The sequence below is a fragment of the Echinicola marina genome, from assembly GCF_020463795.1.
In the GTDB taxonomy this organism is placed as follows: domain Bacteria; phylum Bacteroidota; class Bacteroidia; order Cytophagales; family Cyclobacteriaceae; genus Echinicola; species Echinicola marina.
This window is the reverse complement of record NZ_CP080025.1, coordinates 875584-888067: the sequence shown is the minus strand read 5'-3', so window position 1 is coordinate 888067 and position 12484 is coordinate 875584. Positions and strand designations below refer to the sequence as shown.

Here is a 12484-nt window from a genome sequence, read left to right as displayed (position 1 = left end):
ATGTCTAGTTTATCTACAGTTAGTATCAGGAGGCCAGTTTTGGCCATTGTGTTTTCCCTGACGATTCTTCTTTTCGGAATTATCGGCATGAGTTTTTTGGGGGTGAGGGAATACCCCAGTGTGGATCCGCCAGTGATCAGTGTAAGGACGACTTATGTAGGCGCGAATGCGGATGTCATAGAAGCCCAGATTACAGAGCCTTTAGAGGAGTCTATTAATGGTATATCAGGTATTAAATCCCTGACTTCCACCAGTAATGACGGTACGAGTAATATCACTGTTGAATTTGAGGTAGGTGCAGATATGGAGGCCGCAGCCAATGATGTAAGGGATAAGGTGGCCAGGGCCCAAAGAAACCTTCCTCCAGATGCAGAGCCTCCTGTAGTTTCAAAGGCTGATGCTGATTCGAGTCCAATTGTGTTTTTAAATGTTCAGAGCAATGAAAAAAGCTTGCTAGAGCTTTCGGAGATTGCAGACAATGTTTTTAAGGAGCGATTACAGACCATTCCAGGAGTAAGTGAAGTGCGGATTTGGGGGGAAAAGGAATATGCCATGCGTTTGAGGATGGACCCTATCCGAATGGCATCCTATGGGGTAACTCCTTTGGATGTACTCAATAAAGTACAGAGTGAAAATGTGGAATTGCCTTCAGGAAGAATAGAAGGTTCCACTATCGAATTATCCGTAAGGACGAAGAGTAGACTCACTACGCCGGATGAGTTCAACATGTTGATCATCAAAGAGGATAATAACAATATTGTACGGTTTCAGGATGTGGGAGTGGCGGAACTGGCCCCTCTAAATGAAAGGACTGTATTGAAAAGAGATGGTGTTCCCATGGTGGGCGTGGTATTGGTGCCATTGCCGGGTTCCAATAGTATAGAGATTGCAGATGAGTTCTACAAAAGGCTAGAGTTCATCAAAAAAGACCTGCCGGATGATGTGATGCTCGGGATTGGTTTTGATACTACCAAGTATATCCGTAGCTCGATCAGTGAGGTGCAAGAAACCATAGTGTTGGCCTTCTTGTTGGTGGTAGGCATTATATTTTTGTTTTTGCGGGACTGGCGGACTACTTTTATTCCGGTCCTTACCATTCCTATTTCACTGATAGGTGTCTTTTTTATCATGTACCTGATGGACTTCTCTATCAATGTATTGACCTTATTGGGGATAGTGCTGTCCATCGGTTTAGTAGTGGATGATGCGATTGTAGTACTGGAGAATATCTATTCCAAAATCGAGAAGGGGCAAAATCCGGATACCGCTGCAGAGCAGGGAGCTGAGGAGATTTTCTTTGCAGTAATTGCCACCACCATAGCTTTGGCGGCAGTATTCTTACCCGTAATATTTTTGTCCGGTACGACGGGGAGGTTATTCCGGGAGTTCGGAATTGTGGTAGCTGGAGCTGTTATAATTTCCTCTTTTGTTGCCTTGACCATGACTCCTATGCTGAGTGCCAAATTGCTCAAGAAGAGGGAAAGTCATAATTGGTTTTATAATGTGACGGAGCCCATTTTTGTTTGGTTGACAGAAAAGTATGAGATTGTCTTGCGGGCATTTATGAAATTCAGGTGGACTTCATTTTTGATCATTGCCGCTATGGGTTTTGGGATTTACTTTTTGTTTATCTCTATTCCATCTGAATTGGCGCCTATGGAGGATAGGGGCGAGTTTAGGATCAATATGAGTGGCCCTGAGGGTGCTACTTTTGATTATATGGACAGGGTCATAGATGAGTTGTTGGTAGAGATCATGGAGGTAGTTCCAGAGGAGTATAGGAGCAGCTTGATTTCAGTGACTTCACCTGGTTTTGGTACGGCCAGTACCAATTCCGGTATGGTCATCGCCAGATTGGTAGATGCTGGGGAGCGAGACCAAAGTCAACAGCAAATATTTGAGACCGTTTCTGAAGTGATCAAAAACAAAACTGAGGTGAGGGCCTTTGCCTCCCAGCCGCAATCCATAGGTGATCGCAGGGGAGGTTTGCCTATCCAGTACGTTTTGCAGGCACCGAGTATTGATAAACTGAAGGAGGTAATCCCAACTTTTATGGACCGGGTAAACCAAAGTGATATTTTCGCCTTTTCTGATATCAACTTGAAGTTTACCAAGCCGGAAATTGAGGTAGAAATTGACCGTGATAAAGCGAGGAATATTGGTGTTTCCGTGCAGGAAATAGCCAGGACCTTGCAGCTTTCCTATTCTGGACAGCGTTTCGATTATTTTATCATGAAAGGAAAGCAATATCAGGTGGTAGGAGAGATGCAGCTGGAGGACAGAAATGAACCTATTAACCTGAGGATGCTGTATGTAAGGGCGGAGAATGGCCAATTGGTACAGTTGGATAATTTGGTGACCATTAAGGAAAAGAGCACACCACCACAGCTCTATCGGTATAATCGTTTTGTCAGTGCAACTGTATCGGCGGGTTTGGCAGGGAAATATACCATTGGGGATGGATTGGATGAGATGGATAGGATAGCCGATGAAGTACTGGATGATAGTTATACTACTGATGTGGCCGGGGTTTCCAAAGAATACCGACAAAGTTCCAATAGTTTGGTGTTTGCTTTCTTGTTTGCCCTGATTCTTATTTATTTGGTCTTGTCTGCACAGTTTGAAAGCTTCAAGGATCCTTTGACCATTATGTTTACCGTGCCTCTTGCATTATGTGGTGCCTTGCTATCACTTTGGCTGTTTGATTTTACCCTGAATATCTTCAGCCAGATCGGTATCATTATGTTGATAGGTTTGGTGACTAAAAACGGTATTTTGATAGTGGAATTTGCCAATCAAAGAAAGGCGCATGGCCATGATATTGATGATGCGATTATCGGTGCAGCCTCAGCAAGGTTTAGACCTATATTGATGACCAGTTTGTCTACCATTTTGGGGATCCTCCCGATTGCATTGGCTTTGGGAGCAGGAGCAGAAAGTAGGATGCCAATGGGGGTAGCTGTCATTGGCGGGCTGGTATTCTCCACGATTTTGACCCTATTTGTGATCCCTGCCATATACACTTATTTGACATCTAAATCCGGAAGATTAGCGAGAGTATGATGAAGTATTGTTTAATTGTTTTAATGGCTGTAACTGTCTCCAGCCAGGTATTTGCACAAGAAGAACTTTCCTTTGAGAAAGCGGTGATGATGGGTTTGGAGAATAACTATGATGTCAAAATAGCCCTTAAGGAAAAGGAAGTTACCGAGATAGACAAGAAGATAGGTTTGGGTGCATTGCTTCCCAGTCTGGACGCCAGCTATGGCCGGACAAAGAGTGTGGAGGATGTGGAGCAGCAATTTGTCAGTGAAAATGAGCCTAGGCTTATTGATGGCGCTAATTCTACGGGTGAAAACTTTAATTTGGATGCTATTTATGGCTTTAGGTATGATGCCGTAGTGGCTATGAAGAGGCTGGGGAAATTGAATGAAATCGGAGAGCTTCAGGCTAAAGTTGTCATAGAAAATACCGTAGCCGCGATCTCTACTGGTTATTACCGTTTAGTGTTGGAGCTTGAGCGTAATGATCTGCTAAAGGAAACCCTTGAGTTATCCAAGCAGCGACTTGATATTGTAAAGGCACAGTATGAATTAGGCGGAACTTCAAAACGGGAATATTTGGCTGCTCAGGTGGATTATAATACTGACATGTCCCAATTGATTTCCCAAGAGCAGGTGATCAGAAATGCAAGGATCAATTTAAATGAGCTTCTGGCGATAGATTCAGATACTGAATTTGTCATTAATGATTCTATTCAGATTAAAGAGGATCTTAAACTTGGGCCATTATTGGACAAGGCCTTAGATGATAATAAAATGCTTTTGGTGAATAGGAGAGAGCAAAATGTGGCTTATTTGGAGATGAGGGAACTTCAGGCACAAAGGTTACCCACCTTGAGCCTGAGTGGCAATTATCGCGAATCTGTATCCAAGTCAGATGCAGGGTTTTTGATCCAAAATAAGCGTAACGGTTTTAACCTTGGAGCGACTTTGGGGATCAATCTTTTTAATGGCTTTATCCTGAACAGGCAGGTGCAAAGGGCTAAAATCAGACAGGAAACCCAAGCCTATGTGCTTGAGCAATATGAAACCCAGCTGAATGCTGATATTTATAGGGCATTTAACGTTTATGAAAACAGTAAACGCAGGCTGGAAATTGAAAAGGATAATTTTTTGGTGGTGGGTGAAAATACCGATATCGCATTTGACCGATTCAAGTCAGGTCTGACCAGCTTCTTAGAATTTCGTGATGCACAGGTAAACAGACTTGAAGCTGAGACCAGGTTGATAGAGGCTGTTTACTCTATCAAAGTGGCTGAAGTGGAGTTGTTGAGGTTAGCTGGGGCCATTTATTATGACAGTAACTCCAGCCCTATTTTGAATTAATTTACCTTTATATAGGGAGCAATGGTAATATATCCTTGCTCCCAACTTAATGTTTAGTGCATTTTTCAATTTATTTCCTGATATTAAAGGTCTAATTTATATGGCTTTATGAAGGTGGGTAAATTGATAAAATACTTTTTGGTGTTAAATGTAAATTTAGCGTTCGGCTACATATGTATGCTGTTTTTTTCTTTTGCGCCCTTTTTTGCTTTAATCGCTGCAGATGATTTTACTCAGGATAATCGTTCTGATTCCAGTTTTGTAGATAAGGCTGGGGCGATTGAAAATGCAATTCAACTTTCCCGAAAGATCCATCAAGAAAGTCATGATGATGAATTGGAATATGCAGAAGCCGAGAAAGCTTTGAACTTATCCCTGGAATTGGGAGATAGCCTTTTATATGCTAAATCCTTGGATAATATGGGGCTACTGTACCGGTATCATCAGCGTTATTCGGAAGCGACTGCCTTGCATGCCAAGGCGTATGAATTGATAGCAGAAGTGGATTCCGCTTTTTTGTCCAAAATGATTTTTGCGAACAATGCGGGTGTTTCCAGTCGATATGGAGAGGATTTTGACAATGCTGTATTTTACTATTTGGAGGCGCTAAAAATAGCCGAAGCCCAAGAGGATCTCCGGAATATAGCTATTTCCTGCAATGGTCTGGGCAATACTTTATTGCATATTCCTGGCAGGGAGGAAGATGCCTTGAGGTATTTTGAGCGCTCTTTGGATGCTGAAAGGGAGAGAGGAAATACATTGGGGATTGCCATGAATTACTTATCCATTGGGGATTATTTCACGGAAAAGGGAGATTATAAAAGAGGCCGTACTTATCTGGACAAATTGCTTGAGATCAATCAAAAAAGAAATGATGACTATGGTTTGGGCATTACTTATGAATATTTTGGGCATAATTATATAAAAGAGGGTCTTGCCTTGGGACAGGCAGCGGATTATTATAAAAAATCATTGGCTATATTTTCTAGGCTAAATGATACGCATAAGCAAGCAGATCTATTGAAGGCATTGGCAGATGTGTATCGGTTGAATAATCAATATGATCTGGCCATAGATTATTATCATAGGACTTGGAATTTGGCCATAAATATTCCCAATAAAAGTCTGATTCAGGCATCTGCCGCCCAATTGTCCTCCATTTATGAATTGCAAGCAAAGCCAAGTTTGGCATTGAAGTATTATAAAATTTCCGATCAATATAAGGATAGCGTCAATCTGATCAATCAGGAGACGGAAATTGCTGCGATTGAAAAGCGCTATGCATTGGAGAAAAAGGAATCACAGATAGCCTTATTAGAAAAGGACAAGTCACTGCAACAAGTGCAGTTGGACAGTCATGTGGAGGCCCTTAAGAGCCAGCGGATCATTTTGGTGCTTTTATTGATGTTTTTAGTGGCTATAGCAGTCATTGCACTTATGCAATTCAAAAATATCAAGTCCAAGAAAATGGCCAATTTGATGCTAATGAGACAAAATAGGCAGATAAGTGAGCAGAAAAACCAAATTGAAAGCGTCAATGAACAATTGGAGGCGACTTTTAAGGAATTGATGACGGAGCAGAAAAATAATGAAGAGAAACGGGTAAAACTGTTGGAGAGTAAGTTTGAGAACCGTATCCAAAACTTGGCATTGCAGTCACTGGAGTCTCAAATGAATCCACATTTTTTGTTTAACGGCATGAATGCTGTGCGATGGTTGGTCATGAAGAATAAAAATGCTGAGGCCAAAGAATACATAGATACTTTTGCACAGCTTTTAAGACTTAGTTTGACGAATAATCGAAAGAATTCTATTTGCTTGGCAGAAGAATTAAAAGCAACGGAGCTTTACTTGAAAATTGAGAAGTTAAGGTTTGATGGTGGTTTTAATTTTGAAATTGCTATTTCACCAGAGGTGAATCCCCATCATGTAAAAGTACCTCCAAAGATACTTCAGCCTTTAGTTGAAAATGCGATCAAACATGGGCTTTTGCCCAGTAGGAAAAGGGAGAAGGTTTTGGATATAAAGGTATTTGAGCAAAATGAAGTTTTGGTCATTGAGGTTTTGGATAATGGTGTAGGCTATAAGCAGCCATCGAATAAAAAAGAAGCAAGTAATATATATGGGACACATTTGGGTTTGAAACTGATTGAAGAGCGCTTGGCAATTTATAATCAGCAAAGCCATAATAGGGTGGATTTTGATATTCAGGCTAGGCAAGATAGCGATAAAGGGATCATAGGAACCAAGGCAAAAATCAGTATTATGATGGAAGAAGCTATTGATTCTGTGGGATAATTAGTTTTTGAAGTCGTTTAGGAAATAATTCTGGCCCAGCAATTTGTTTGTTTTCTGTATGGACATAGCTATTTGTTCCACTTAATTTTGCCGTGATAAATAGTTCTTCATCAATTCTTATACGAATTTTTATGGCCTTGGGGTCCGTTGCATTTCCTATGCAAAAATAAGAAGTATTATAGTCCAATAATTGGTAATTTGATTCGCCATTTACAAAAACTTGATATCCGCTTGTTTTGATAGTGTGACTAATTATTGTTTTTATCTTGAACACTTGTTCCTTTTTGTCTGGGGTTAAAAGTACTTTGCCAATTGTGACTTCATCCTGATGTTCTGGCTGGTGTTCGTTATTTGTCGTAACGATAAGATTGTAGGTGATTTGGTTTTCAGAGTATTGAGTTTTACTTAATGGATTATTGCAACCTACTAATAGGATGAAAAAGCAACAGATATTTAATTGACAGTAAGGTCTCATTGTTCCAAAATTTTATCTAAACTTGGATGAAAATTGGAAGGTATTTTCCTTTATTTTTCCAAGTAGCTCACCAATAGAGGGAAGCATTGATCAATGTTCTAAAAATAGACTTAAAAGTCAGTTTGAATTTTGAATTAAGATAGATAATAATTTGATCTGATTCCAGAGCAAAATAGCAAGTTTACTTTTTAGATGAGCGTGTTGATATTTTTAATTATTATTTGTATCTGTCTGAATTTAGGATGGTTGTGAGTTTTTGTTTTGGCATATAAGGATGTTTGTTATCTTTAATATTAGTTTGGTTGCGATAAATGGAAGGGATATGAAAGTAGGCATTATAGACGATGAACTTCATTGCATCGAAAGTTTAAGTTATGAATTGGAAGAATTGGATTTACCTATCGAAATCGTTTTCCAGTCTTCTAGGGTGGATGAAGTAATAGAGGTTCTTAAAGTGCATGAAATAGATTTATTGTTTTTGGATGTGGAAATGCCCCGAATCAATGGATTTGAACTGCTCGATTTGTTGGGAGACTTTGATTTTGAAGTGGTATTTACCACAGCATATAGCCAGTATGCAGTTAGGGCTTTTCAATATAAGGCCTTTCACTATTTGCTCAAGCCTGTTGGCAAGGATGATTTAAAGGAAGTGATAGAGAAGTTCTCCCAAAGGAAAGGAGTGGGCGGCCACAATTCCGGCAGTGAGGTTTCAGCATTGATAGACCTGCTCAAGAAAGAAAATATTATCAAATCAAAGATTGCTGTTCCTGTAAGCGATGGTCTTGAGTTTATAAAGGTGGATGATATACTTTATGGACAAAGCCAAAACAATTATACCTTATTATACTTGTCAGATAATACTAAATTACTTTTTAGTAAAACGCTCAAAGAAGTGGAAAAGGCGCTGAAAAAGTATTTTTTTCTGAGGATCCACCAGTCATATCTGATCAATCCCAATTATATGAAGAAGTATCTAAGAAATGACGGAGGCAGTGTACTCATGGAAAATGGAGAACAATTGCCCATCAGTCAAAGGAAGAAGGAAGAGGTGGTCACTTTATTTGAAGCGATAGTAAAAAGTAAATCTATGTAAATGAAAATATAGGGCAGAAATCGGAGGTCCAGTGGCATTTTTGGTTTCAGTTGGACAATTGGTATAATTATACTAATATTGACCGGAACCATTGCGCATTTGCGTACTAATAGCCCATGAAGGGAAGAAATTTCATTTTAATCCTTATTAGTTTTTGTTTCTTGGCAATTTCTTGCAATCAAGGAACCGAGCGCAGAGAAAAGCAGGAGCCATTCTGGCAAAACCCGGTTCAGTTTGATTTGAGAGCAATTAAAAAAAGAGGCTTTATCAGGGCAGTGGTTGATAATTCTTCGACCAGTTATTATATCTACCGGGGGAGACGAATGGGCTATGAATATGAGCTACTGCGGAACCTGGCTAGGAGGCTGGATGTGCAACTCAGGTTGATTGTAGATGCTGATATCATGAGGGCATATAAAATGCTGAATAGTGGAGAGGCAGATATTATAGCGATTAATCTTTTTAATAATGAGGAGAGGGAGAAATATGGAGCATTTACAGCACCGTTGAATTCTTTTTCGTCCGTGTTGGTACAGCGTGATGATGGGCCTATCATAAAGGATCATTCGGAATTGGATGGAAAATCCATATACGTCCGCAAGTCTACTGTTTACAGTGCCCAGTTAGAGGCCATTCGGGATAGTCTTGGCATTAAGATGGAGATCGTTGAACGAGACAGAAACTCAGATGCTCTGGTGGAAGATGTTGTTCGGGAGGAAATCGATTATACTGTAGTCGACAAAGATGTGGCCTTGGTCAATTCTACCTATTATGATAATCTTGACATAGATCTGGAGATAGGGCCAGCAGCAGATGTGGCTTGGGCAGTAAGGAAGAATGCACCTAATTTAAAAAAGGAAATAAATGATTGGATCAGTAGGGGCAAAAGGTCCACGTATTTTGCGATCTTATATGGCAAATATTTTTTGAATAAGAAGAACAGTTATTTTAGAAATAAGAGTCCTTTTTCCTCTATTTCTGGAGACCGGATTTCTGTATATGATGATATTATCAAAAGAGGATCCACACTGATTGGTTGGGATTGGCGTTTGTTGGCTTCATTGGTTTATAAGGAGTCCCGGTTTGACACTGTAGCAACAAGTTATGCCGGTGCGAAGGGATTATTACAGTTAATGCCGGTTACCTTGGAGCGGTTTGGTGTTGAGAACCCTAATGACCCCTCGGAAAGTTTGATAGGAGGTGTGAAGTATTTGAAATACCTTGATAAGTTTTGGCTTGAGCGGGTACCAGAAGTCAATGAAAGGATTAAGTTTATTTTGGCCTCTTATAATGTAGGCCATGGCCATGTGAATGATGCATGGAGGTTGGCCCTTAAATTTGGTATGGATACCCAAAATTGGGATAGTGTCGCCTATTATTTGGAGCGGAAATCGCAACCAGAGATTTACCGTGACCCAGTAGTGAAGAGTGGCTATGCAAAGGGGCATTTGGCAGTGGCCTATGTTGAGGATATTTTGAGTATTTATGAATCATACCGGATTTTAGTATCTCCGTAGATGTTGTTTGTTTATGTAAAATAGTATTTTAAATACTAAATAAAGTCGTACGTGTTGTTTTCATGGTTTTTATCTTATATATTTGATAAAAAACATTTTAAACATTATGAAACAACTATTTATGAGTATGCCCCACTTCAAGGAATTAGGGGTGTTGATGATTGCACTGCTTTTTTCCTGCAATCAAATAGAAACTTTTGAAATACAACAGGAATCAGATGAAGTTTTTTCCGTGATGGCCGGGGACAATTTAGGGAACTGCGAATCGGATTGCATTGATTTATCGGCGGAAGATGTCCGGTATTATCCCATTTCAGGAACACAAAGCCAAAGTACTGGCAATGGTGGAGGAAACCCCAATAAGGCAAGTGCCAATGAGAATGGCAATACAAATACCAAAGAAGTAAGCTTTTCTGCATATAATACCGAAAATGAATTTATTGTTGCGGTGACCTATAATATTACTGAAGGTAACTCCAAGGCTAAGGCTACCATTACTATTAATATAGCAGGTGATGAAGTGGAGTTAGATGAGGTTGCTTCAGGAAGTACGGTTATGCATAGTATTGCTCTGCCTGATGGATGGGAAGCCTGTGATGTTATTGATTTTTCTATTATCCAAGAAGGGCTGGGATCGATAATTACCTTTAATGAATCCTATAATTTGATAGGAGTATGTCCTGATGAATGTGAAATCAGAACAGCCTCCGCCTATGCAGGAAATAAAGAGGGTGAGAATAATGGAGAACCTTCAAAGGGTTTTAATAACGCATGGTGGTACGTTTTTGATATTGAAGCTGGTACCCAAGATGTATTTGCCAACCAGGATGAGGTTATTGGTACGGTAAGCTATGATGAGTTGGAAGGAACGATCACCATTGATCTAGGCGACTGGAGCTTGCAGGAAGGTGAAGAAAGTGTGAAATGGTATAGCTATGCGGAAGGTGAGCTTCCTGATGCAGGAAGGCCTATCCCTGGACAGGCTCCTAACAAATCCAATTCATTGGTAATTGATACAGTAGAGGGGGGCAGGTATTATGCCATTCACTTGGATGTAGAGATTTGTGAATGATAAAAAATGACCATAAAAAAGAGCGTCCAGAAAATTTTCTGGACGCTCTTTTTTTACAGCAGATTTTATGAATTAAATCTGCTCAAATATATTTTTAAAGCTTGTTGCCTCGGCAAGTTTGCCATGAAGCTCATCGATATGTACACGTTCCTGCTCAGTGGTGTCCCTATGGCGAATCGTAACGGTATTGTCCTCCAAAGTTTGATGGTCCACAGCAATACAGAAAGGCGTTCCAATCAAATCCTGACGGGTATAACGCTTTCCAATGGATGCCGCTTCCTCATATATGATGTTAAAATCATATTTTAATTTATCGACGATTTCCTTACCCTTGTCCGGTAAACCGTCTTTTTTGGTCAAAGGAAGGATAGCCGCTTTGACTGGTGCAATGGCCGGATGGAATTTCAGGTAAGTTCTGGTTTTGCCTTCTTTTTCCTCTTCAGTGTAGGCATTGCAAAGTGTCATTAGGAACAATCTATCCGCTCCGATGGAGGTTTCGATCACATAAGGGATATAATTCTGGTTGATCTCAGGATCAAAGTACTGCTGTTTCTTCTTAGAGAATTCCTGATGGCTTTTCAGGTCAAAGTCAGTTCTGGAGTGAATCCCCTCTACTTCTTTGAAACCAAATGGGAAGTCAAATTCAATATCCATGGCTGCATTGGCGTAGTGGGCCAATTTATCATGGTCATGGGTTCTTAGTTTTTCCTGTGGAACACCTAAGGCTTTGTGCCATTTTAGTCTGGTTTCAGCCCAAGTTTTGTACCAGTCCAACTCAGATCCAGGACGAACGAAATATTGCATTTCCATTTGTTCAAATTCCCTCATTCGGAAAATGAACTGTCGGGCTACAATTTCGTTTCTGAAAGCTTTACCAATTTGGGCAATACCAAATGGGACTTTCATCCTGGCCGTTTTTTGCACATTAAGGAAGTTGACAAAAATTCCTTGGGCAGTTTCCGGTCTAAGGTAGATTGTAGAAGCATCTTCTGCCACAGAGCCCACTTGAGTAGAGAACATCAGGTTAAACTGTCTTACATCGGTCCAGTTGCTCGTGCCGCTAACAGGACAAGTGATTTCCTCATTGATGATAAGGTCTCTTACTCCATCAAGGTCTTCTGCCTCCAGTAATTTTCCCATTGCTGCCAAAAGGCTTTTAGCCTCTTCAAGCTTGCCCTCTTTTTCCAAAACAGCTGCTTTCTCTTCAATAAGCACATCAGCACGGTAGCGTTTTTTGCTGTCCTTATTGTCAATCATTGGGTCGTTAAAGCTGTCTACGTGACCTGAAGCTTTCCAAGTGGTAGGATGCATGAAGATAGCTGCATCAATGCCCACGATATTGTCATTTAATCGGGTCATTGATTCCCACCAAAGTCGCTTAAGGTTGTTTTTAAGCTCTACTCCATAAGCACCATAATCATATACTGCCTGTAGTCCATCATATATTTCTGAGGAAGGATATACAAAACCATACTCTTTGGCATGTGAGATGATATCTTTCAGTTGTGCGTTTTCAGTTACTTGTTCTGTCTTTGCCATAGCCGCAAAAATAGGGAAATCTATTTAAATTTGAGAATGAAAAAATGGTTTAGTTTTCATGGTCAGCCCATTATCTGCAGACAAGTATGGAAGTGTTTGTAA

At 40.2% G+C, this 12484-nt stretch carries 8 protein-coding genes; 6 read left to right on the top strand and 2 right to left on the bottom strand.

The window, feature by feature from the left end; all coding sequences use genetic code 11:
• From KZP23_RS03710 to KZP23_RS03700, 3 genes are all read left to right on the top strand, one after another.
• A complete protein-coding gene (locus tag KZP23_RS03710) occupies positions 1 to 3063 on the top strand; it encodes an efflux RND transporter permease subunit (RefSeq protein ID WP_226334785.1) in 3063 nt (1020 codons plus the stop codon).
• Positions 3060 to 4388 (top strand): TolC family protein, encoded by a 1329-nt coding sequence (locus KZP23_RS03705; protein WP_226334784.1) that lies wholly within the window; start codon positions 3060 to 3062, stop codon positions 4386 to 4388. Before KZP23_RS03710 ends, KZP23_RS03705 begins: the two co-directional genes overlap by 4 nt.
• A gap of 177 nt (positions 4389 to 4565) precedes the next feature.
• Positions 4566 to 6686 carry a histidine kinase gene (locus KZP23_RS03700; protein WP_226334783.1) on the top strand — a complete coding sequence of 707 codons (2121 nt, stop codon included), beginning with the start codon at positions 4566 to 4568 and terminating at the stop codon, positions 6684 to 6686.
• On the opposite strand, the gene KZP23_RS03695 is transcribed toward KZP23_RS03700, so the two are convergent.
• Positions 6667 to 7161, bottom strand: a complete 495-nt coding sequence (locus tag KZP23_RS03695; protein WP_226334782.1) for a hypothetical protein — start codon at positions 7159 to 7161, stop codon at positions 6667 to 6669. The genes KZP23_RS03700 and KZP23_RS03695 overlap by 20 nt on opposite strands.
• A 322-nt stretch (positions 7162 to 7483) precedes the next feature.
• On the opposite strand from KZP23_RS03695, the gene KZP23_RS03690 reads away from it, so the two are divergent.
• The 3 genes from KZP23_RS03690 to KZP23_RS03680 all read left to right on the top strand — a co-directional run bounded on the left by KZP23_RS03690 (position 7484) and on the right by KZP23_RS03680 (position 10843).
• Positions 7484 to 8254: a LytR/AlgR family response regulator transcription factor gene (locus KZP23_RS03690; RefSeq protein WP_226334780.1), complete on the top strand. Its 771-nt coding sequence runs from the start codon at positions 7484 to 7486 to the stop codon at positions 8252 to 8254.
• A gap of 239 nt (positions 8255 to 8493) precedes the next feature.
• Positions 8494 to 9771, top strand: a complete 1278-nt coding sequence (locus KZP23_RS03685) for an MltF family protein (RefSeq protein WP_317198041.1) — start codon at positions 8494 to 8496, stop codon at positions 9769 to 9771.
• A 106-nt stretch (positions 9772 to 9877) separates the two neighbouring features.
• On the top strand, positions 9878 to 10843 hold the full coding sequence (locus KZP23_RS03680) for a hypothetical protein (RefSeq protein ID WP_226334778.1): 966 nt from the start codon (positions 9878 to 9880) through the stop codon (positions 10841 to 10843).
• Positions 10844 to 10915: 72 nt separating this feature from the next.
• Here KZP23_RS03680 and KZP23_RS03675 read toward each other — a convergent pair whose 3' ends face one another.
• A complete protein-coding gene (locus KZP23_RS03675; protein ID WP_226334777.1) occupies positions 10916 to 12382 on the bottom strand; it encodes a glycine--tRNA ligase in 1467 nt (488 codons plus the stop codon).
• Between the last annotated feature and the right edge of the window lie 102 nt (positions 12383 to 12484).

Excerpts from the sequence above, each read along its gene's own strand:
- KZP23_RS03690 (WP_226334780.1), top strand. The coding sequence starts at position 7,484 with ATGAAAGTAGGCATTATAGACGATGAACTTCATTGCATCGAAAGTTTA.
- KZP23_RS03700 (WP_226334783.1), top strand. The coding sequence starts at position 4,566 with ATGCTGTTTTTTTCTTTTGCGCCCTTTTTTGCTTTAATCGCTGCAGAT.
- KZP23_RS03705 (WP_226334784.1), top strand. The coding sequence starts at position 3,060 with ATGATGAAGTATTGTTTAATTGTTTTAATGGCTGTAACTGTCTCCAGC.
- KZP23_RS03695 (WP_226334782.1), bottom strand. The coding sequence starts at position 7,161 with ATGAGACCTTACTGTCAATTAAATATCTGTTGCTTTTTCATCCTATTA.
- KZP23_RS03710 (WP_226334785.1), top strand. The coding sequence starts at position 1 with ATGTCTAGTTTATCTACAGTTAGTATCAGGAGGCCAGTTTTGGCCATT.
- KZP23_RS03680 (WP_226334778.1), top strand. The coding sequence starts at position 9,878 with ATGAAACAACTATTTATGAGTATGCCCCACTTCAAGGAATTAGGGGTG.
- KZP23_RS03675 (WP_226334777.1), bottom strand. The coding sequence starts at position 12,382 with ATGGCAAAGACAGAACAAGTAACTGAAAACGCACAACTGAAAGATATC.